The 20,869-nt window shown below is 61.1% G+C and carries 13 protein-coding genes and 1 riboswitch; of the genes, 10 read left to right on the forward strand and 3 right to left on the reverse strand.

What is annotated here, in order from left to right; all coding sequences use genetic code 11:
* Positions 1 to 11: 11 nt before the first annotated feature.
* Positions 12 to 629, forward strand: coding sequence for an NADH:ubiquinone reductase (Na(+)-transporting) subunit E (gene nqrE, locus J4862_RS00995; protein ID WP_211788890.1), 618 nt, complete (start codon positions 12 to 14; stop codon positions 627 to 629).
* A gap of 18 nt (positions 630 to 647) precedes the next feature.
* Positions 648 to 1,889, forward strand: coding sequence for an NADH:ubiquinone reductase (Na(+)-transporting) subunit F (gene nqrF, locus J4862_RS01000; protein WP_211788891.1), 1,242 nt, complete (start codon positions 648 to 650; stop codon positions 1,887 to 1,889).
* A gap of 334 nt (positions 1,890 to 2,223) precedes the next feature.
* Here nqrF and rsmA read toward each other — a convergent pair whose 3' ends face one another.
* On the reverse strand, positions 2,224 to 3,012 hold the full coding sequence (gene rsmA / locus J4862_RS01005) for a 16S rRNA (adenine(1518)-N(6)/adenine(1519)-N(6))-dimethyltransferase RsmA (RefSeq protein ID WP_211788892.1): 789 nt from the start codon (positions 3,010 to 3,012) through the stop codon (positions 2,224 to 2,226).
* 877 nt (positions 3,013 to 3,889) lie between these two features.
* On the opposite strand from rsmA, the gene J4862_RS01010 reads away from it, so the two are divergent.
* The 6 genes from J4862_RS01010 (at position 3,890) to J4862_RS01035 (ending at position 13,118) form a co-directional block, all read left to right on the forward strand.
* Positions 3,890 to 4,921 carry a lysylphosphatidylglycerol synthase transmembrane domain-containing protein gene (locus J4862_RS01010; protein WP_211788893.1) on the forward strand — a complete coding sequence of 344 codons (1,032 nt, stop codon included), beginning with the start codon at positions 3,890 to 3,892 and terminating at the stop codon, positions 4,919 to 4,921.
* 12 nt (positions 4,922 to 4,933) lie between these two features.
* A complete protein-coding gene (locus J4862_RS01015) occupies positions 4,934 to 6,388 on the forward strand; it encodes an aminoacyl-histidine dipeptidase (RefSeq protein WP_211788894.1) in 1,455 nt (484 codons plus the stop codon).
* Positions 6,389 to 6,422: 34 nt separating this feature from the next.
* Positions 6,423 to 7,310, forward strand: coding sequence for an ACP S-malonyltransferase (fabD, locus tag J4862_RS01020; protein WP_211788895.1), 888 nt, complete (start codon positions 6,423 to 6,425; stop codon positions 7,308 to 7,310).
* Positions 7,311 to 7,581: 271 nt separating this feature from the next.
* Positions 7,582 to 8,400 (forward strand): polysaccharide biosynthesis/export family protein, encoded by an 819-nt coding sequence (locus J4862_RS01025; RefSeq protein WP_211788896.1) that lies wholly within the window; start codon positions 7,582 to 7,584, stop codon positions 8,398 to 8,400.
* Positions 8,401 to 8,412: 12 nt separating this feature from the next.
* On the forward strand, positions 8,413 to 10,809 hold the full coding sequence (locus tag J4862_RS01030) for a polysaccharide biosynthesis tyrosine autokinase (RefSeq protein ID WP_211788897.1): 2,397 nt from the start codon (positions 8,413 to 8,415) through the stop codon (positions 10,807 to 10,809).
* A 248-nt stretch (positions 10,810 to 11,057) separates the two neighbouring features.
* Complete coding sequence (locus J4862_RS01035) at positions 11,058 to 13,118, forward strand: family 20 glycosylhydrolase (protein WP_211788898.1); 2,061 nt, start codon at positions 11,058 to 11,060, stop codon at positions 13,116 to 13,118.
* A gap of 394 nt (positions 13,119 to 13,512) precedes the next feature.
* Positions 13,513 to 13,731: riboswitch (cobalamin riboswitch) on the reverse strand.
* 120 nt (positions 13,732 to 13,851) lie between these two features.
* Here the strand turns inward: J4862_RS01035 and J4862_RS01040 are convergent.
* Complete coding sequence (locus tag J4862_RS01040; protein WP_211788899.1) at positions 13,852 to 16,131, reverse strand: TonB-dependent siderophore receptor; 2,280 nt, start codon at positions 16,129 to 16,131, stop codon at positions 13,852 to 13,854.
* A 560-nt stretch (positions 16,132 to 16,691) separates the two neighbouring features.
* Here J4862_RS01040 and J4862_RS01045 point away from each other — a divergent pair.
* Together J4862_RS01045 and J4862_RS01050 are read left to right on the forward strand one after the other, a co-directional pair.
* The gene (locus J4862_RS01045) at positions 16,692 to 17,114 is read left to right on the forward strand and encodes a histidinol phosphate phosphatase (protein ID WP_211788900.1); all 423 of its coding nucleotides are present in this window, start codon (positions 16,692 to 16,694) and stop codon (positions 17,112 to 17,114) included.
* Positions 17,115 to 17,212: 98 nt separating this feature from the next.
* A complete protein-coding gene (locus tag J4862_RS01050; protein WP_211788901.1) occupies positions 17,213 to 19,522 on the forward strand; it encodes an outer membrane beta-barrel protein in 2,310 nt (769 codons plus the stop codon).
* 146 nt (positions 19,523 to 19,668) lie between these two features.
* On the opposite strand, the gene J4862_RS01055 is transcribed toward J4862_RS01050, so the two are convergent.
* Entirely contained in the window at positions 19,669 to 20,865 is a 1,197-nt protein-coding gene (locus J4862_RS01055) for a hypothetical protein (RefSeq protein WP_211788902.1), read from the reverse strand.
* Positions 20,866 to 20,869: the final 4 nt, after the last annotated feature.

Genomic DNA, 20,869 nt, shown 5'->3' on the forward strand with positions numbered 1-20,869 from the left:
ATCAAGAAAGAATGGATACATTAGCCTTATTCTTCCGGTCGATCTTCGTCGACAATATGATCTTCGCCTACTACCTAGGGATGTGTTCGTTCCTGGCGGTATCGAAGAACGTAAAGACCTCCTTTGGTCTGGGACTAGCGGTCATCTTCATCCTCACCTTCACGCTGCCGATCAACTACCTTCTGGAGACCAAGGTCTTCAAGCAGGGAGCTCTCGACTGGCTGCTCGGTCCTGAGGCTGCGAGCATCGACCTCTCCTTCCTCTCCTTCATCATCTTCATCGCTGTCATCGCTGCCTTCACGCAGCTGGTAGAGATGCTCGTCGAGCGCTTCAGCCCTTCGCTCTATGCCTCGCTGGGGATCTTCCTCCCGCTGATCGCTGTGAACTGCGCTATCCTCGGGGGCTCGCTCTTCATGCAGCAGCGTGAGTTCCCCACTATCGGGGAGGCTACCGTCTATGGCTTCGGCTCCGGTATCGGCTGGATGCTGGCTATCGTCGGTATGGCAGCTATCCGTGAGAAGCTCCAGTACTCGGACGTACCCAAGCCCCTGCGTGGTCTAGGGATCACCTTCATCATCACGGCGCTGATGGGTATGGCCTTCCTCAGCTTCTCGGGTGTCAAGATGTAATAGCGAAGTCTCTAAGTAATGAATACAACCATCATACTCATCAGCGTAGCAGTCTTCCTGCTGCTGACGCTGCTGCTCGTCATCGTGCTGCTCGTCGCTAAGAGCAAGCTCGTCCCCTCGGGCAATGTCAAGCTCACCATCAACGGGGAGAAGGAGGCTGAGGTGCCCATCGGGGGTACCCTGCTGAACACCCTGCAGAGTGAGAATATCTACCTCTCCAGCGCCTGCGGTGGTAGTGGTTCCTGCGGTCAGTGCCGCTGCCGCGTCGTCGAGGGCGGCGGTGAGATCCTCCCCACGGAGAAGGGTTTCTTCTCCCGCAAGGAGCAGTCCGAGCACTGGCGCCTAGCCTGCCAGACCAAGGTCAAGGAGGACATGGAGGTCATCGTCCCCGAGGAGGTCTTCGGCGTCAAGGAATGGGAATGCGAGGTCATTTCCAACCGCAACGTTTCTACCTTCATCAAGGAGTTCGTCGTCAAGCTGCCTGAGGGCGAGGTCATGAACTTCAAGAGCGGTAGCTACGCACAGATCACCATCCCTCCCTACGATATCAAGTATTCGGACTATGATATCGATGAGAAGTTCCGCAGTGACTGGGATCACTTCGATATGTGGAGCCTGACGTGTAAGAACGACATGGAGACCATCCGTGCCTACTCTATGGCCAACTATCCTGCCGAAGGGAACATCATCACCCTCAACGTGCGTATCGCCACGCCTCCTATGGACCGCGCGACGCACAAGTGGATGAACGTCTCGCCAGGGATCTCCTCCTCCTACATCTTCTCCCTCAAGCCTGGGGACAAGGTGCGCATGAGTGGTCCTTACGGGGACTTCCATATCCAGGATACGGATGCTGAGATGCTCTACATCGGTGGTGGTGCAGGTATGGCACCGCTGCGCGCCCAGATCCTCCACCTCTTCCGCACGCTCCACACGAGCCGCAAGGTATCCTACTGGTACGGCGCGCGTAGCAAGAAGGAGATCTTCTACGAAGAGGACTTCCGCGAGATCGAGAAGCAGTTCCCCAACTTCAGCTTCCACATCGCCCTCTCCGATCCTCAGCCTGAGGACAACTGGACGGGCTACACCGGCTTCATCCACCAGGTCATCCTCGACAACTACCTCAAGGATCATGAGGCTCCCGAGGATATCGAGTACTACATGTGCGGCCCTGGCCCCATGGCCAATGCCGTCAAGGCGATGCTGGAGAACCTCGGCGTAGAGCGCTCGCAGCTCTTCTTCGACGACTTCGGCGGCTAGCCGTCCCTCGGCCCAGGTTTGGGCTAGAGAAACAGAACTTGCCCTCGGGCAATGCACAGCGCCCCCTGCAGTCTCGCACTGCAGGGGGCGCTGTCTTTAGGGCTGGCCTTGGGGGATTGGGGTCGTGCGGCCGCTTTAGCCTGGGGCACCTCGTATACAGCTCCGTCCTTGCCCCCGCCCTTCTTCTCGGAGCGCTCTCGAGGGGAGGGAGCGCGGGCTAAGGCAAGGGAGAAGGATAAAGTCTAGGGGGAGCAGCCGTGCGCCGTGCTAGACGCTGGGCTGCTCCCCCTAGAGCTTGAGCGGATGTGTGTGGATGGGCGGCGGGGCTGAGGTGCTAGCCGCGGGCAGCCTGCAGGGCCTCGAGGCGTAGCGTCAGGTCGATGAAGGACTCCACGCCCAGCTGCTCGGGGCGCTTGCCGAAGATCGGGTCGCTGTAGTCGTAGTCGGGCCCGAAGAGTCCCTTGAGCGAATTGCGTAGCGTCTTGCGTCGCTGGTTGAAGCCCGTCTTGACGACCGTCTTGAAGAGGCTCTCCGAGCAGCCGAGGCTCTGGCGCTGATTGCGGATGAGGCGGATGACGCCGCTCTTGACCTTGGGGGGCGGATTGAAGACGTGCTCGTCGACGGTGAAGAGGTACTCGACGTCGTACCAGGCCTGCAGCAGCACGCTCAGGATGCCGTAGTCCTTGTTGCCCGGAGGGGAGGCCAGGCGCTGGGCGACCTCGCGCTGCAGCATCCCCGCGCAGTAGGGGATGCGCTCGCGGTAGTCGAGCAGGCGGAAGAAGATCTGAGAGGAGATATTGTAGGGGTAGTTGCCGATCAGGCTGAAGGGTCCATTGGGCATATAGTCCTCTATGGAGAGCTGGAGGAAGTCGCCCGAGATGATGCGCCCCTCGAGCTGAGGGAAGTGCTCCCCGAGGTAGGCCACGGACTCCTGGTCGAGCTCGATGACGCGCGTGTCGAAGCCTAGGGCGAGGAGGTACTGGGTGAGGACGCCCATCCCAGGGCCTATCTCGAGGATAGGTAGCTCACGGTAGTCCTCGAGGGAGCGGGCGATGCGCTCGGCGATGCTGAGGTCGGTGAGGAAGTGCTGCCCGAGGGCTTTCTTTGCTTTTACTTGCTGCATGTATCGTGGTGAATGCTTAGTCCTGTTGTAGAGCGCTAAAATACCACAATTAGACGATAGTCAGCACCTAGCAGCTTGAGGGTCAAGCTCGAGGGGCGCTGCGAAGCGCTCCTTTTCGCTGCTCGCCTTGGGCCTTCTGCAGGGGACGAAGTAGCTCCCAAGCGCCCCCAATGCAACCCAAGACGAAGCATGTCGCTAGACGAGACGGGAGGCTTAGCTCAGGTATGCTCGCCGCCTAAGGAGCTCTCATCTGCGCCTCGTCAAGCCAAGCAAAGCGTGCTGCTCCTGCCGCTGCTTCCTGCGACTATAGGAGGAGGCCTCGGGAGGGATACCAGTGGGCGCTCTGAGGGGCGTCAGTGACGGGCGTGAGGGACGTCAGTCAGCACGCCCACTGATATCCCTCACGGAGCAGGGGGCGGGTGCTTGGGTTCCTTGCCTGATAGCGGGAGGCTTGCCTTGGGTAGGGGAGGGCGAAGAGCTTGGTCTAGGATGGGATGGCTGCACCGCGTCTTATGAGCGCTTCTGCATTCGACTGTAAGGGTAAAAGGCCGTCCAATCGGGGCGGCATTACTGATACGCTAGGCCTGCTCCCTACCTGCGTATCCTAGCTTGGTAGGTTAGGGGAGGGCTTCGGTCGAACGAGCTTGAGGTGGCGGCTCGGGGGCGGCCTGGTCGGCTGTCTTGTCTTGGGGGCTGAGGCGCTGGGTCGTGGCTGCTGGAGGAGCCGCTCGTAGGAGGCCGCGGCAGGGCGCTGCGGGGTGAATGGCGAAAACTTAGTACATTTGCCTCTGCCAAGGCATATATATAATAGCATAAGGAGCTGTGTGCCCGCCGCCTCGGTGCAGACCCCAGCGCGGCAGAGAGCACATACACAGATATGAAGACCAATCCTACGACAAAGGCCGTCCTCTGGGTCGTCATCCCGCTGCTCATCGGCGGGCTGGGCTTTTGGGGACTCTACCGAGAGACCGACTGGCGCGAGCTGGGGCAGACGCTGAGCAGCGAGGTACGCTACCCAGTACTCCTCTTCAGCCTCCTCTTCGGCCTGATGAGCAACCTCTGTCGTGGTCTGCGCTGGGAGCTGCTCGTGGCTCCACTGGCGACGGACGGCGCGCCGCCGCGGCGTATCAATACCATCTGCACCGTCCTCGGCTCCTACACCGTGAACATGGGCATCCCTCGCTCGGGCGAGGTGTGGCGCTGCGTCGAGCTGGAGCGTAGGGAGCAGATCCCCTTCGCGCAGCTCTTCGGTACGCTCATCGTAGACCGTCTGGTGGATGTCCTCATGCTGGGGCTGATCCTCGTGGGGATCGTGGCCTCGAGCACGGATTTCTTTAGAGATTACTTCGCTCAGCACCCCGAGGTGCTCGAGGCGCTGGTGGGCTTTGCCCACAGCCCCTGGATGCTCGTCCTCATCGCCCTCGGGCTGGGGAGCGTGGCGCTGGTGGCGTGGCTGCTGCGCTATCGCCCCGAGGGGCGCGTGGCGCACTTCCTCCGCCAGCTGTGGCAGGGCGGGATGAGTATACGCCAGATGCCCCACCGCGGGCGCTTCCTGCTGCTGACGGTGCTCATCTGGATTGGCTACTTCTGCTACTTCTACTTTGCCCTCTTCGCCTTCCCCGCCACGGAGCACCTGCCCCTCTCGGTCGCTGGCATCGCCTTTGCCCTGAGCAGCATGTCGGTGATCGTACCCGTGCAGGCAGGGATGGGCGCCTGGCATGCGGCCGTCATCGCGACCTTCACCACCTTCGGCATGGCCCTGCAGCCCGCGCAGGACTTCGCCTTCATCGTCCACACGGCACAGACCCTGTGGATCACGCTCTGCGGGCTCATCGCTATCCTTGCGCTCCCGATCATCAACAGGCACTACGTGCGCCAGCGCTTCGCCACGGAGCATACTACACCTTAATAATGAATGACTATGGCAACAGAGATTAAGACCCTAGCGCCCGCCGCCGTGTGGGGCTACTTCTACGATCTGACGCAGATCCCTCGCCCCACGGGGCATACCCTCGCCGCTCAGGACTATGTCCTAGCGCTGGCCGCCCGTCTAGGGCTCAAGGCCGAGCGGCATGCTGTGGGGAATGTACTGGTGCACAAGCCCGCTACGGCAGGCCTGGAGCAGCGCCCCGTCGTGACGCTACAGGCGCACCTCGACATGGTGCCACAGAAGAATAGTCACGTGCAGCACGACTTCGTCACCGACCCCATAGACGCCTATATCGACGGCGAGTGGGTCACGGCACGCGATACGACCCTCGGCGCGGATAACGGCATCGGGGTAGCCTACATGATGGCAGTCCTCGCGGATAACACGCTCCGCCACGGCCCGATCGAGGCCCTCTTCACCATCGACGAGGAGGTCGGCATGGTCGGGGCGCACGGCCTGCAGCCCGGCTTCTCCAAGGGGCAGATCCTCATCAACCTCGATAGCGAGGACGAGGGGCAGCTCTTCGTAGGCTGTGCAGGTGCCGTGGATGTCAAGGTCTCGCTCGAGTACAAGGATCAGGAGCCGACCCCCGAGGGCGACATCGCTGTACGCATCGCCTTGACGGGACTCAAGGGTGGGCACTCGGGGACGGATATCATCCTCGGCCGTGCTAATGCCAATAAGCAGCTGGCGCGCTTCCTCAAGGAGGCCATCGCTAGCTATGGTGCCCGCCTCGTCAGCTTCGACGGCGGCTCGCTGCGCAATGCCATCCCACGTGAGGCCTTCGCCGTGGTCACGATCCCCGAGGCTGAGGCCGATGGGCTGTGGGAGTTCGCCTCCGACTTCGCCGACCAGTTGCGGGTAGAGTTCCGCGGCGTCGAGGAGACGATCAGCCTCACACTGGAGCGCACCGAGCTCCCCGCCACAGTCGTCCCCGAGGAGATACAGGATGCACTGATCAATGCTGTGGTGGCCTGCGTCAACGGCCCCCAGAGCATGCTCACCGAGTTCCCCGGTATCGTCGAGTCCTCGACCAATATGGCGCGCGTGCTGCTGGAGGCAGGGCACTTCTCGGCTACCTTCCTCGTGCGCAGCTCTTCGGATAGCCGCAAGATGGAGGTAGCTGGTGCCATCGAGAGCGCCTTCAACCTCGCAGGCGCCGAGGTGGACTATTCGGCAGGCTACGGTGGCTGGGCGCCCAACGCCTCCTCGCCCATCCTCGGGACGCTGCGAAAGGCCTACGAGGAGGTGACGGGCCAGACGCCCGAGGTCACCATCATCCATGCTGGGCTGGAGTGCGGCATCCTGCAGGGCGTCATGCCCGAGGCCGATATGATCTCCTTCGGCCCCGATATCCGCGCTCCGCATTCGCCCGACGAGCGCGTCTCCATAGCTTCGGTAGAGCGCTGCTGGCATATCCTTACCAAGGCGCTGGAGCAGGTCTAAGCACAATCATCAAGGTATATAGATATAGAAGTAAATGAGTAAAACAGCTTATGTATTCCCCGGTCAGGGCGCACAGTTCGTCGGCATGGGGAAGGAGCTCTACGAGAGCCACCCCCTAGCGAAGGAACTCTTCGAGAAGGCCAACGAGATCCTCGGCTTCCGCATCACGGACATCATGTTCGACGGGACGGACGAGGAGCTGAAGCAGACCAAGGTCACGCAGCCCGCCGTCTTCCTCCACTCCGTCATCCGTGCGCTCTGCCTCGGCGACGAGTTCCAGCCCGATATGGTCGCTGGTCACTCGCTGGGTGAGTTCTCCGCGCTGGTGGCTGCTGGAGCCCTGAGCTTCGAGGACGGTCTGCGCCTCGTGTCCAAGCGTGCGCTGGCGATGCAGGCAGCCTGTGAGCTGCAGCCCAGCACGATGGCAGCCGTCCTTGGCCTGCCCGACGAGCGCGTCACGGAGATCGTGGCGAGCATTCAGGATGAGGTCGTCGTCGCGGCGAACTTCAACTGCCCTGGTCAGCTCGTCATCTCGGGGACTGTCGCAGGTGTCGATAAGGCCTGCGAGCTCCTCAAGGAGGCCGGTGCTAAGCGCGCCCTCAAGCTCAATGTCGGGGGTGCCTTCCACTCCCCACTGATGGAGCCTGCACGCCTCGAGCTGCAGCGCGCCATCGAGGGCACCGAGTTCCACAAGCCCCGCTGCCCCATCTATCAGAATGTCCCCGCTAGCGCAGTCAACTGCACCCATGGCATCAAGAAGAACCTCATCGCTCAGCTCACAGCGCCCGTACGCTGGACGGAGAGCGTCCGTGCCATGGTCGCTGACGGTGCTACGACCTTCATCGAGGTAGGCCCAGGTGCCGTCCTGCAGGGGCTCGTCAAAAAGATCGCTCCAGAGGTCGCTACCGAGGGATGCCAGTAGCTTGATGAGGCCGTGAGCCTTGTGCTAGCTTACCCGTCGCACGAGGTCTCAGCCCGCCCGCTAGGCTCTTAGACAAAGGGACTTAGCCCATCTAAGTGGGCTAAGTCCCTTTTTTTTCTTTTCTTAGTAGCCGAATTGAGTCTTTATGCAGCTCTGTGCGTAGCGCTTTACCCTGCTGCTGGGGCTGCTTCCTTGGGCTCTATGGTAGACCTCTTGGGCTCGGGTAATTAGCCTCTGTCCCTCGGCTCCCGCATAATTTGAAAGTGTACAAATGAGAACGTTGATCTACGCCCTAGCCTTGATGGGCGGCCTCCTTTTGACCTCCTGTGGTAGCGCCCGCGAGGTGCTCTACATGCAGGACTTGACCCAAGTCGATCAGGATAGCATGACGGTGATTGAACTGGCGCAGCGTGCCCCCGCACTCCGCGTCGCCCCCGATGACCGCATCTCCATCGTCGTCAGCAGTAAGGACCCCGAGCTTGCTACGCAGTTCAACCTCCCCGTGGTGACCAACCGCGTGGGGATGGAGAGTGGCTTTGGCAGTACTAATCCTTCGGTGTCGACCTATGTTGTAGCTCCTGATGGTACGATTGACTTCCCCGTGCTGGGACGTATTAAGGTAGCGGGTAAGGATAGACATGGGATAGCCACCGACATCAAGCAGCGCATCATCGCGGGTGGACTACTCAAGGACCCCGTGGTGACGGTAGAGATGACCAACCTCTACGTGTCCATCCTGGGTGAGGTACAGCGTCCAGGGCGTTACGCCTTCGACCGTGATAAGATGACCATCTTGGATGCCTTCAGCCTCGCGGGGGACCTCACGATCTACGGACGTCGTGACCGCATCCTGCTCCTGCGCCAGGAGGGGGATCAGCAGGTGGCCTACCGCCTCGACCTGCGCTCGGCGAGTAATCTCATGGCCTCCCCAGCCTACTACCTCAAAGCGGGTGACGTCATCTATGTCGACCCTAATAACTATCGTGCGCGCCAGGCCACGGTCAATGGAAACAATGTCCTCTCGACGTCCTTCTGGATCTCGCTGGCTTCGCTCGCTACCAGCGTAGCACTGCTCATCATCCGTCGTTAATACTAGCTCTACATGAATACCGACCAAATGCAGCAGCCGGAGTCGCTGGAGTCCTCCATTAGTCTCCCCGATCTCCTTAAGCTCTTCCTCTCGCACTGGCGCTGGTTCCTGCTCTCACTGGTGATCTTCCTGTCGCTGGGGATGCTGTACCTCAGCATCACGCAGCCAGTCTACACACGCTCCACCTCTATCCTGATCAAGGAGGATAAGGAAAACAGTGCCTCCACTGGGGATCTTAGCGCCTTCCAGAACCTCGGCCTCTTCCAGGGCTCGTCGAAGGTGCAGAATGAGCTGATCACCATCCAGTCGCCCGTCATCATCACCGAGGTCGTACGTCGCCTTGGACTGAATGTCAACTACAGTGTCCGCACGGGTCTACGCTCCCATACGCTCTATGGTACCGAGCTACCGCTGCGCCTGCAGCTCCTCGACCATGATCCCGAGGAGGGGAGTAGCCTCGTCCTCAGCCCCTCTACGGATGGGGGGCTGGTGCTGGATCAGTTCGTCTCCGCAGGGGAGAAGCTCCAGCAGGCACCTATCAAGGCGCGCTATGGCGACACCATCAAGAGCCCTATTGGTCGACTCCTCGTCCTCCCCGTGCAGGGCGTCTCCGCTCAGCTCCCTCAGGAGGTCAAGGTCTCCATCGCTCGCATCGACGATACCGCCAATGGGGTGCTTTCAGGATTGAAGGGAACCTTGGTCGATGATAAGTCTACCGTCATCCAGCTGACCTACAACGACGTCTCCGCCCAGCGTGCCGAGGACATCCTCTCTACCATCGTCTCGGTCTACAACGAGCTGTGGGTGGAGGACAAGAACCAGGTCGCGGTCTCGACCTCACGATTCATCGATGAGCGTCTCGATGTCATCCAGCGTGACCTGGGTGCAGTCGACGGGGATATCTCTAAGTTCAAGAGCCGTAACCTCCTGCCCAACGTCGATGAGGTCACCCGCCTCGTCCTCGATAAGAGCAAGGACGCCGAAGCGCAGCTTCTCCTACTGAGCAACCAGATCTCTATGGCGCGCTACATCCGCTCCTACATCCTCGACGAGCGTAACCAGTGGCGCGTGCTGCCTGCCAACTCTGGCATCGGTAGCGATCATGTAGAGAGCCTCATTGGCGAGTACAACAAGAACCTCATCCTCTACAACCGTCTCAAGGCCAATAGTAGTGAGGCGAACCCCCGCGTGCTGGACCTCGAGCATACGCTCACCGAGCTCCGTAGCGCAGTGTCCAAGAGCCTGGATAACGTCATCGTCTCCCTCTCCACGCAGATCAACAGCCTTCAGGCGAGCGAGCAGCGCAATACCTCCCGCATTGCCTCTAGCCCCGAGCAGGCCAAGTATCTGATCTCCATCGAGCGTCAGCAGAAGATTAAGGAGGCCCTCTACCTCTACCTGCTGCAGAAGCGTGAGGAGACGCAGCTCAAGCAGTCCTTCGCTGCCTACAATACGCGCGTCATCACGCCCCCTATGGGTTCGCGTAAGCCCTCCTCGCCCATCACGCGCAACATCCTCCTGGCGAGCTTCGTGCTCGGTCTTATCCTGCCTGCTGTCGCCATCTTCGCTATTGACGCCTTCGATACAAAGCTCCGCGGCCGTAAGGATGCTGAGGTCCTCTCGATACCCTACCTCGGGCAGATCCCCGACATGAATAAGTATCGTAGCCTGAGGACGCGCCTGGCACAGCGCTTTGGCCGCCTGCCCCACGACTCCAATAGAGTGCGTCCCGTGGTGGTCACGGCAGCGGGTGGAGACCAGATGAACGAGGCCTTCCGCATCCTCCGTACGAATATCCAGTACATGCTCCCGAAGGATCGTGCCCAGGTCGTCATGCTCAGCTCCATCAATCCAGCCAGCGGTAAGACCTTCATCACGCTGAACCTCGCCAATAGCTTTGCGCTCAAGGGCAAGCGTGTCGCTGTCCTGGACCTTGACCTACGCCGAGCGCTGCTCTCGCTCTACATCAACCGCCCCAAGCCCGGGCTCTCCTCCTTCCTCAATGGGGAGATCAGTAAGATCTCGGAGCTGCGCTACACGCATCCCGATATGCCGGGGCTGGATATCTATCCTGTAGGGATCATCCCGCCTAACCCCGCTGAGCTGCTCTCGACCGAGCGCCTCTCCGAGCTCCTTGATCAGCTGCGCCCGCACTACGACCTCATCCTGATCGACTGCCCGCCTGCAGAGATCGTGGCCGATGCCAGCATCATCACCGAGGTGGTGGATATGACGCTCTTCGTCCTACGTGTCGGCGTACTGGATAAGCGCCTGCTCCCCGAGCTGGAGCGCTTCTACCGCGAGAACAAGTATCGCCAGATGACCTACGTCGTCAACGGCGTCGACCAGCTCAGCAGCAAGTACGGCTACAACTACGGCTATGGTGACTACTATGCCAAGAGCAAGTAGCCGCGCGCTCCACTGATCCGCATACCCTAGTGAGCCTACGACTTCCCCTCTCGGGGGGGCGGTCGCAGGCTCGCTCTCTTTATACCTCTTACCCGAGTCCCTCGCAGCCCATCGTACGGGTGTGAGGCTCTAGTCCCTCAGGGCTTGGGCTGGCAAGCGTGCCGCCTGCAGCTGAGCCTGCCTAAGTCTAGAGGACAAGGAGCGCTGCTACGCTGAGCGGCAGGTGACTCTACCTTATCTCCTTCCTAATGAAGATCAAGTACTACACGCTATCTCTTCTTGCGGCGGCTGCACTCCTGCCGCTGCAGGCTCTGGCACAGAATGCCAAGCCCTTCGTCGTCCCCGAGCTCACCAGCTGGCAGGGGGGCGAGGGTAAGTTCAGCCCCTCGGGACGTATCGTCCTCGCCTCGAAGTCCAAGGCGCTCCGCTCTGCTGCCGAGGCGCTCGCCGCCGACTACCAACAGATGTTTGGCCAGCGCCTGCAGCTCGTCTCGGGACGGGCACAGGCTGGGGACATCGTCTTTGCCCTCAGCAGCGATAGCTCCCTCGGAGAGGAGGGCTACCAGCTGGATATCCGTCAGCAGACGACCGTCCGTGCCCGCACCGCGCAGGGCGCCTACTGGGCGACGCGTACGCTGCTCCAGCTCTCGGAGCAGGATGCTCAGCGTCAGCTCCCCCAGGGCAGCACGACCGACATCCCGCAGTATGCGCTGCGTGGCTTTATGCTGGACGTAGGGCGCAAGTACATCCCCATCGACTACCTGCGTCAGCTGGTCAAGGTGCTCGCCTATTACAAGATGAATACGCTGCAGCTGCACCTCAATGACAATGGCTTCAAGCAGTACTTCGGCAACGACTGGGCGAAGACCTCCGCAGCCTTCCGCCTCGAGAGCACGACCTTCCCTGGGCTAGCACCTAAGGGCGCCTCCTACTCTAAGCGCGAGTTCATCGACCTGCAGCTGCAGGCCGAGGCGCAGCACGTGGACATCATCCCTGAGATCGACGTCCCCGCCCATACGCTGGCCTTCGCACACTACCGTCCCGAGCTTGCGTCCAAGGATCAGGGGGATGACCACCTGGACATCTTCAATCCGAAGACCTACGAGTTCATCGATGCGCTCTTCCGCGAGTACCTCGCGGGCCCCAATCCCGTCTTCCGCAGCAAGCACTTCAATATCGGTACCGACGAGTATAGCAATGCTACCGAGGAGCTGCGTGAGAAGTTCCGTGCCTTCACCGACCGCTATGTGCGCTACGTGGAGAGCTTCGGCAAGCAGGCCTACCTCTGGGGGTCGCTGAAGCACGCCTACGGCAAGACGCCCGTCAAGCTGGATAAGGCTGTCGTCCTGGCTTGGTCGCGCGACTTCCTCGATGCCTCGGCAGCGCGCAAGGAGGGACAGCGCCTGGTCAGCATTCCCGACGGCTATACCTATATCGTCCCTGCGGCGGGCTACTACTATGACTACCTAGACACCAAGCTGCTCTACGATAAGTACACCCCAGCGTTGATGGATCGCAGCACGCGCTTCGAGGAGCAGGACAGCTGCATCCTCGGGGGGATGTTCGCCGTGTGGAATGACCACTACGGCAATGGGATCTCGGTCAAGGATATCCACCATCGCATCATGCACGCCCTGCCCTATATGGCGCTCAAGACCTGGACGGCAGGCAAGACCGCTGTACCCTACGAGACTATGCAGCGCCTGAGCCCCACGCTCAGCGAGGCCCCCGGCGTGCATGAGCTCGGCCTGTGGGCTAAGGGCGAGCAGCGTGAGGTGCTGCATCTGGAACGCCTGCAGCCAGGGGCGAAGCTCGGCACTAAGCTCCCCGAGATCGGCTACGACTACTCGGTGAGCTTCACCGTCGAGCCCCGTGAGGAGGCTAAGGGCACGGTGCTCCTCTCGAGCCCCACGGCTAAGGTCTACCTCTCGGATCCGCGTCAGGGCCTTCTAGGCTTCGCGCGTGATGGCTATCTCAATACCTTCCGCTACCGCCTGCCTCAGTCGGGTAGCAAGGTGACGATCACCATCGAGGGCGACAATGAGGGTACGAGCCTCTACGTCGATGGCCGCCTGCGTGAGCGCCTCAGCCGTCAGACGCTCTACGCGCAGCCTGTCGGGGGAGATCCCGCACTTCGTCTCGACCAGCAGTACGAGGCGCCTGACAAGTTTGCCCCCGAGGTCTACCAGGTGCCCCAGCGTGGCCGTATGTTCTATGTACGTACGCTGGTCTTCCCCCTTGAGGAGGCTGGGCAGTTCAAGAGCACGGTGACGGATCTACGAGTGCTGAACTATAAGCCTAAGCGCTAGCCTGCGCGTCCTAAGGCCCAAGGAGGGGTGCCCGCTCTATACTGTAGAGCGGGCACCCCTCCTTACTTATATATAGGATGGTGGTGTGGAATGATAGGCTGTAGGTCTCGGGTAGGGGAGGAGCCCAGTCGAGGACTTGGGCTAAGGGCGGCGAGTAGTCGTGCGGATCGTAGCTGTCGCCCGCACTGGATAGAATGAATAAGCCTCAGGAAGGAGCCCACGCGTAGGCCGAGCGATGCCCGTCCACCATGACACTCCACCTGAGGCGTATCCACTAAATTATACGGCAAGAACCGACTTGCTCCCTTGATTTGAAAGAGTGAGCACCCTCTTTGGGGAATCAATTCCAGCGCGCCGCCCCCTTGCGGGCTCGGTCACAGCTGTAGCTTTCCTCGAAGCATAAGATAGGCCTTGCAGGTCTTCTGGCTCGCATACCTTGTCTCAGCCCCTACCTTCCCAGTGACACAGAACCACCAGTGGCGCTCCCCAGCCTCATCAGCCTCGGAGCTCGGAGCTAAGCTGTATGATATGCACACAGCAGCGGGACTGCTCGAGATTCACACTCGATTCCCTTTTAAGCCCACCACACGGCACACAGAATGTGTGGTGAGCACAAAGCCTTCACAAAGATAAGAAAAGTACACAGATATCCCCCCACCGCCTATCCCAAATCTTCGCAAAGATCGGGGGCAGCGGTGGGGGGATAGTCTTTAGAGCGCTCGGGCGGAGGCCGCTAGAGGCTCAGCGAGGTGGTGAACTGCACGTTGCGCCCCTCGGCAGGGATGAACTGTGTGCTATTGATCACCGTGCGGTAGTAGCTCTCGTTGAAGAGGTTATTCACATTGAGCTGCATGCGTACCCCCTCCATCGCCTCGAAGGTCAGCACCATGTGGGCGACGGTGTAGCTGGGTACCTTGATGAGGTTGGTGTCATCCGAATAGTAGTCGCCGTTGTACTCCAGTCCGAAGCCCAGACGCATCGAGCCTGGGCTATGGCGGTGTGCCCCTAGCGTGTTGAAGAAGGCCCAGCTCGTGAGCTTGCTGCGGGGGACGCGCGTCAGGCGGTTGCCTGCCATGACCTCTCGGGTGAAGTGACTGGAGGTGAACTCAGCGATGCGTGCGTCCGTCAATGAGTAGCCGAGGCTGAAGTCGAAGAAGTGCGAGGGTACGTAGCTCAGATCGAGCTCTACGCCCTTGCTGACGGAGGCTCCGACGGCACCCCCGATCTTGCGACCATCGGCTGCGACGCCGAGGTTGGTACGCACGAGGTTCTCCAGGCGGATGTGGTAGGCTGCGGCGCTGAGCGAGAGCTGAGAGCCTAGGTCGAGGTGCAGCCCCACCTCCCACTGACGGCCCTGCATGGGCTTGAAGCTCTTGAGCTCCTCGGGGCTCATCTCCTTCCCGTCGGGATTCATATAGACGACCTCGGGAGAGAGGGAGATCAGCTGAGGCTTGAAGAAGCTCGAGAGCGAGGCATAGACGTTGAAGCTCTTGGTGAAGTTGTACACCGCACCGAGGCGATAGGTCAGGGCGGTATTGGTCAGCTTCTGATCCGTCGTGCGGTCGAGGCGCTCACGGTCGTTGGTGTTGTAGATGCCGTAGTCGCGGTAGAAGTTGTCCAGGCGCAGCCCTGCTAGCAGCGAGAGCTTATCCCAGGTCATGAAGTCCTGTACCGAGAGGCTATTGACTACGTCCTTGAAGACCTGCATACGGCTGTACTTCGTGTAGATAGGTCCCTGATCAAGGACAGGATCCGTCAGTGTGACGATGGAGCCGACGCCTGGCCCCGTGTAGGTGGCACGGTCGAGGCGGCGTAGGTCGAGGAAGGAGAAGTTATAGGCTGCCAGTAGGGCATGATGTGTGGCGCCGAGCTCGGCGCGCCCTGTCAGCTCCAGTTGGTTCTGTGCCGTTAGGGTCCCGTAGGCGAAGGCAAAGCCGTCACGGCGTACACGGTCGATCAGGATGGGTACCTTCGTCGTGCCGTCTAGGTAGTAGTGCTTGGCCCCCGTAGCCTCGCTGCCCGTCAGGTAGTTCAGCCCGTCGGTGGAGTAGTAGTTGAGGCTGTCGTAGGAGAAGAAGGAGCGGTTCGTCAGCTGCCAGCTCTTATCGATCTTGTACTGATACTTGGCCTGGAGCTTCACCGTCTTGTTGGAGAGGAACTCGTTGGGATCGGTGTAGGCACGTGAATGGGGCTCGCTGCTGGGGAAGCTGCCCATCTTGTAGGCGAGCTGGTCGGTGGCGCTGTCGTAGACGTCCCACGCCAGATGAGGCTGCCCGTAGTCGCCGCGGAAGCGATCGCGACTGAGGATAAGCGATAGACCGAGGCGGTGCTTGGGGTGGATGCGGTAGTCGATGGCGGCGTAGGCATTGGCCTGCTTAGTGTAGTTGCCACGCCAGCCGTCGCTGTCGAGATACTCGACGTCGGCGCGTGCGTTGAGCTTCTTGCTTAGGGCACCCGTTGCGCCCGCTGTCACGCGATTCGTCCCCCAGCTGCCCCTGGTGTAGCTCGCCTCGTAGCTGGCTCGGGATCTGGGCTGCTTATTGATGATGTTGACGACGCCACCGAGGGCCGAGTGGCCTACGCTCATGGAGGCGGCACCCTTGAGCACCTCGATGTGGTCTACTGCGGCCATCCCCGTCAGGGGGGCGGACTGCCAGAGGGCATGCCGCTCATCGCGCATCCCGTCTGTCAGGACGACGGACTCGTAGAAGCCACGTAGGAAGAACATGTGGAAGCCTCCGTAGTCCTTGATCGCGTTGACGCCAGGGATGTCACGCATGGCCTGCGCAGGGTCGGTGAAGCCCATCAGCTGGATCTTCTCCAGAGGAAGGATGTTGGTCGTCAGGGGCACCTCGCGCTGCGCTGCAGGGATCTTGAGGACGGCGTTGGGGGCGTAGACACGTGCCCCGTGTACGATGACCTCGCCCAGCATCTGTGTGCTGTCGAAGGGGCCTTTTGACTGAGCCTGCACGGTCAGGGGCAGCGCAAGCAAGAGAAGTAGCGACTTCTTCATACTCAATTAAGGTCTTGGGTTAGATAAATGTCTTGGCGCTGTGAGGAGGATCGAAGCATGCTCTATAGCCCTCCGAGCGCAGTGCAAAGGTAAGGAATCCGGCTCGTCTAGAGTGCTTTCCGTCTGCTGACTGCTTGTGTGCTGCCCCCTGCTCTCCTAGGCAGGCGCGGCGATTTGGCTGCTCGGGCGGAGCGAAGGGACTAAGGTGGACGAAGGAAGTGCCTGATGGAGCCGAGAAAAGTAATATAATAATCGGAGAAAAGTAATATAACTTTTGGCGAAAAGTTATATAATATTCTGCGGAAAGTTATATAATATTTTTCCGAAAGTTATATAATAATTCCCGAGAAGTTATATAATATTCCGAGCGAAGTAATATAAGATCTTGGCCGAAGTAATATAACTTCGGTGAGGAACTTATACTACTTAGCGCGCCAAATTATATGGTTTCTCCCGCCAAGATCAGTACCTTTGCTCCAGGTAACGCTTATGTCTCCTCGCGAGGCCTAGCCTCCGCCCGCGCCGAGATCCGTATCGGAGGCCCTAATCTATACGATATCATGGCAAGCAAAGCTATGCAGTACGTCCTGACCGAGCGTAAGTTCGTCCTCGGCAAGCACGCAGGGAAGGTCATGCAGGTGGCTAAGCCCACGGGCCGCCGCTGCGTGGACTTCGAGCGTTTCTGCGAACTCGTCGCCCGCGGCACTACCCTCAACTACGTCGAAGTACAGGCCGTGCTCAACCTCGCTGCCGATATGGCACGCGAACTGGTAGCGCAGGGCGAGATCGTCGACTATGGTCGCCTCGGACGACTCAAGCCCACCTTCAAGAGCAAGGCCGTAGAGCTCGGTCAGCCCTTCAACCCCAATGTCCACATCGAGCGCCCCGCCGTCACGCTCCTTCCTTCCAAGCAGTACTTCTCCCTCCACGACGTCAGCTACGAGCGTGTGGATCACGCGGGGCACAAGCAGCCTAAGAAATAGCCGCCCGCGCCTCGGCGAGGCTCACCACGCTCCTTGGGCGAAGGGGCGCAGCTGCTCGAGGCAAGCTAGCATACCTACACTGAATACACAGAGCTACTATGAAGCGATTCCTTACCCTCTTCTTGCTCCTCTTCACGCTAGGGCTCTCGGCCCAGCAGTCCGAGCTCATCGAGCTACGCGGCCGCCTCGTGGAGCGCGGCACGGAGCGCCCCATCGTCTCGGCCATCCTGAGCCTCGAGCCCAGCACGCCGCTGCCCGAGTATAGCGCGCTGCAGGCCGTCAGCGATGACAAGGGCTACTTCGTCCTCGCCGCTCCGCGTGGGCAGTACGCGCTCCTCCTGCAGTATCAGGGGCAGCGGCAGACGCTGCTCAAGGCGCTCGAGCTCACCGCGCCCCGCGACCTCGGGGTGCTGCATCCCGAGATCACACGCCAGCTGAGCGCCGTCGAGGTGACGGCCCAGGCGCCTACCTTCCGCTATCAGGGCAGCCGTGTGGTCATCTCCGGCTCCCAGTGGAAGCAGGCCGCAGGCGGTACCGCGCTGACGATGCTACGGCAGCTGCCCGGCATCACCCAGCACGGAGACCAGCTGCCGCTGCTCTATGGCTTCACCGAGATGGCTATCTATATAGATGGCCGCAGCACCAGTCACGCGCCGGTCGGCTCCGTCCTTGCCTTCCTCCAGAACCTGCCGATGGAGCAGGTCGAGAGCATTGAGCTGATCCTGCAGCCTATGGGGAGCTTCGACCGCGCCCCTGGGATCAACATACGCCGCCGCCGTCAGCTCAAGGACATGATGCTGCTCTTTGGACAAGGGAGGCTCGCCCAGCAGCACTACCTCTCGGGGCACCTCGCCCTGCGCCTCGACCTAGAGCGCGGGCGGCACAGAGGCTACGGCTACTACAGCTTCAGCTCCCGTCACCGCCTGGAGACGCTGGATCTCACGCTCCGCGGGCGCGACTATCAGGACCGTCAGGAGCAGCGTCCGCTCCAGGTGCATCAGCTGGGGCTGGGCGATGAGCTGCAGCTGACCCAGGAGCAGCACCTAGGGCTGCAGCTGCTCTACACGCGGACAGGAGACAAGCTTTACCACGGGAGCACGCTGCGCCAGCTCCAGGCGCAGCAGCTCTACTCGACGCTCTACCATCAGCTGCAGCGGGAACACTTCATCTGGGAGACCTCCACGGAGCTCAGTCTGCACGGGGACGAACTGTCCTACCCAGGGCGTCAGCTCGATGGCGCCCCAGCAGGTATGGGAGATAATTCCCTCGAGCGGTGCGAGCGCAGCACGCTCTATCAGTTCAAGTCAGCCATAGGCGCGATGCTTACCGAGAGCCTGCAGCTCAGCACTGGGGTCGAGCTCCAGGGGCTCGGGCACCGTCATCGCTACCAGCGCCAGAGCGAGGAGGGACGCGCCTCCGAGCACTATCTGCGTGGCTTCGCTACGCTCAATCAGACGGTCGGCGCCTTCTCCTGGGAGCTGAGCCTGAGCCTGCTGACGGAGCGCCGACGCATCGAGCCCGCCGCGCCCTCAGGCACTCCCGTCCTCGACTACAAGCAGGACAAGGTCTACTTCACCCCCTCCTTCTTCCTCGCCTATCAGCTCGCGCCACGCCATCGCCTGGAGCTGCAGCTCCTCAGCGACAAGGAGCGTCCCCAGCTCGGGAAGCTCATGCCCTATGAGGGCTCAGTGAGCTCGCACCTCACCCGCACGGGGAACCCCGAGCTGCGCACTGCCCTCTGGCATCAGCTGCAGCTGGCCTATAGCTACCGCCGCGCCGCACGCCTCGAGCTCAGCTATCGCGATATGCGCCATCCGCTGGTGGAGGCGCTGGACGGGCTGACCCTTCGCCCGACGAACCTCGACTACACGCGCTACCTGCGTGCCCTCATCGCTCTGCCCCTACCCCTGTATCAGTCCAAGGGCTTCAGCTGGTGGGCACAGACCTACCTCGTCGGGCAGCGTCAGTGGGATGCGGGCTCGGTGCTGGGGACGCCCTTCTCCGCTGTGACGAATGCCGGCTACCTCATGCACAAGCATCAGCTGGGCCTCGCCGATAGCTGGTACCTAGATCTGAGCTTCACCTACTACAGTGCGCTACGCTACCAGCTCTTCGCCATGCAGCCGCAGTACTTTGTCGATGGCAGCCTCAGCCACGTGCGTGGGCCGCTGCGCATCGAGCTCGCGACGCATGACCTCTTCGGGACGAACAAGGCTCGCGGCCGCTATGATGTCGGCGCCACCCAGCTGGACTTCGTCAATAAGTGGTATACGCCACAGGTCTCCCTGAGCCTCTACTACAGCTTTGGCTCGCGTAAGCTGAAGGAGAACAAGCTGCGCCAGGAAGAGCAAGCAGACCGTCTCCGCAGCGGCGCCGAGGATGGCCTCCAGGTGACGACAGGCCGCTAGCCCCGTCCTCCGCCTTTCCCTTTGCCTCACGCGCCCTAGCGTAGGGCCTCAACAAAGCATCGCCGCCGCACTACTCCGAGAGCAGTACGGCGGCGATGTTTTTAGGGGGGCAGGCGGCGGAGTGCCGTCCGCGTATGGGGCGCTCCTTAGCGCTCGGGGCGGAAGCCGATGACCGTCAGCGGTAGCACGGGAGCTGCATCGCCGAAGGCTAGGTCCCCGACGGAGACGAGTGCGATCTTGAGGTAGAGCTTCGTCCCCTCCTGCTTGGCGGAGCGCAGCTCGAAGCGGGGGCGCTTCAGCCACAGGTCACGGGCAGCTCCGCGCTGCTCATTGCCGCCGTAGATCACTTGCGCCTTCTCGTCCCAAGTGAGGTCGACGAGGCTGCGGCTGACCTTGAGGCCGAACTGTAGGTACTCCTCGCGCAGCCAGCTCCCTTGGCGCTGCTTGAGACGCTGCAGTAGGCTGGCCTCGTCCGTAGCGCCCTTGGCTAGGCTGTAGAGCTTCGTTCCTAGCTCCGACTTGTGGACGACGGTGAGCTCCGAGCCGAGGCCGCTGAGGGCCTTGAAACCCGAGGCCTCGTAGCTCAGTACGGCTAGGATGTCGTCGCCCGTCGTACCGATGCGCGTCACCTGCACGCGGAAGCTGAGGCTGCGGCTCGTCTCGGACTGCTGCTTGCTCCCCGAGATGAGCTGCACGGCATACTTGCTGCGGTCGTAGCTGAGGAGCTCGCCCATGTAGACATCTAGGTACTCATAGACGCCAGCTAGGTAATGCTTGGGGGCGAAGTCCGACTGCAGCTGGACGAACTGGCCGAAGTAGGCGTGGCGGTCGAAGGGCAGGTAGAGCTGCTCACTCGGTACGCCCTTGTAGCTCAGGACGAGGGCGAACTGACCTCTGCTCCCCTCCGTGGGCTGGTAGCTGAGGGACTGGAGCTTGAGCTCCTTGCGCTCTGCCTCCGTGAGGGTGTAGGTCTTACCCTCGACGCTGGAGCTCGTGAGCTTCAGTAGGGGTAGGAGCTGCTCGAGACCGATGGCCTCCTTCTTGCCCTCGGCGTAGTAGGCGTCGAAGGGCAGGGCCTTGAGGTACTGGGCGGCGGTCACCGACCAAGCTGCCTGCAGGCGCTTGGCTAGGGTGTAGTCACTGGGACGCTCCTGCTTGGGTTCGTTGGGCTTGGGGGTGTCGGGTTGCTTAGGCTCCGTGGGCTGCTCGGGCTTCTTCGGCTCTTCGGGCTTGGGCTGCTCTTTCTTCGGGTCCTCGGGCTTAGGCTGAGGAGTGGGCTCGTCCTTGCGGCAGCTTGCTAGGAGCGTTAGGGCGGCAAGTCCGTACACTAGATGCTTCTTCATACTC

Origin of the sequence: Porphyromonas sp. oral taxon 275, from assembly GCF_018127745.1 — a bacterium.
Taxonomy (GTDB): Bacteria; Bacteroidota; Bacteroidia; order Bacteroidales; family Porphyromonadaceae; genus Porphyromonas.

Bases quoted from the DNA above. Each gene is read 5' to 3' on its own strand.
- nqrE (WP_211788890.1), top strand. From the start codon at position 12: ATGGATACATTAGCCTTATTCTTCCGGTCGATCTTCGTCGACAATATG.
- nqrF (WP_211788891.1), top strand. From the start codon at position 648: ATGAATACAACCATCATACTCATCAGCGTAGCAGTCTTCCTGCTGCTG.
- rsmA (WP_211788892.1), bottom strand. From the start codon at position 3,012: ATGCAGCAAGTAAAAGCAAAGAAAGCCCTCGGGCAGCACTTCCTCACC.
- J4862_RS01010 (WP_211788893.1), top strand. From the start codon at position 3,890: ATGAAGACCAATCCTACGACAAAGGCCGTCCTCTGGGTCGTCATCCCG.
- J4862_RS01015 (WP_211788894.1), top strand. From the start codon at position 4,934: ATGGCAACAGAGATTAAGACCCTAGCGCCCGCCGCCGTGTGGGGCTAC.
- fabD (WP_211788895.1), top strand. From the start codon at position 6,423: ATGAGTAAAACAGCTTATGTATTCCCCGGTCAGGGCGCACAGTTCGTC.
- J4862_RS01025 (WP_211788896.1), top strand. From the start codon at position 7,582: ATGAGAACGTTGATCTACGCCCTAGCCTTGATGGGCGGCCTCCTTTTG.
- J4862_RS01030 (WP_211788897.1), top strand. From the start codon at position 8,413: ATGAATACCGACCAAATGCAGCAGCCGGAGTCGCTGGAGTCCTCCATT.
- J4862_RS01035 (WP_211788898.1), top strand. From the start codon at position 11,058: ATGAAGATCAAGTACTACACGCTATCTCTTCTTGCGGCGGCTGCACTC.
- J4862_RS01040 (WP_211788899.1), bottom strand. From the start codon at position 16,131: ATGAAGAAGTCGCTACTTCTCTTGCTTGCGCTGCCCCTGACCGTGCAG.
- J4862_RS01045 (WP_211788900.1), top strand. From the start codon at position 16,692: ATGGCAAGCAAAGCTATGCAGTACGTCCTGACCGAGCGTAAGTTCGTC.
- J4862_RS01050 (WP_211788901.1), top strand. From the start codon at position 17,213: ATGAAGCGATTCCTTACCCTCTTCTTGCTCCTCTTCACGCTAGGGCTC.
- J4862_RS01055 (WP_211788902.1), bottom strand. From the start codon at position 20,865: ATGAAGAAGCATCTAGTGTACGGACTTGCCGCCCTAACGCTCCTAGCA.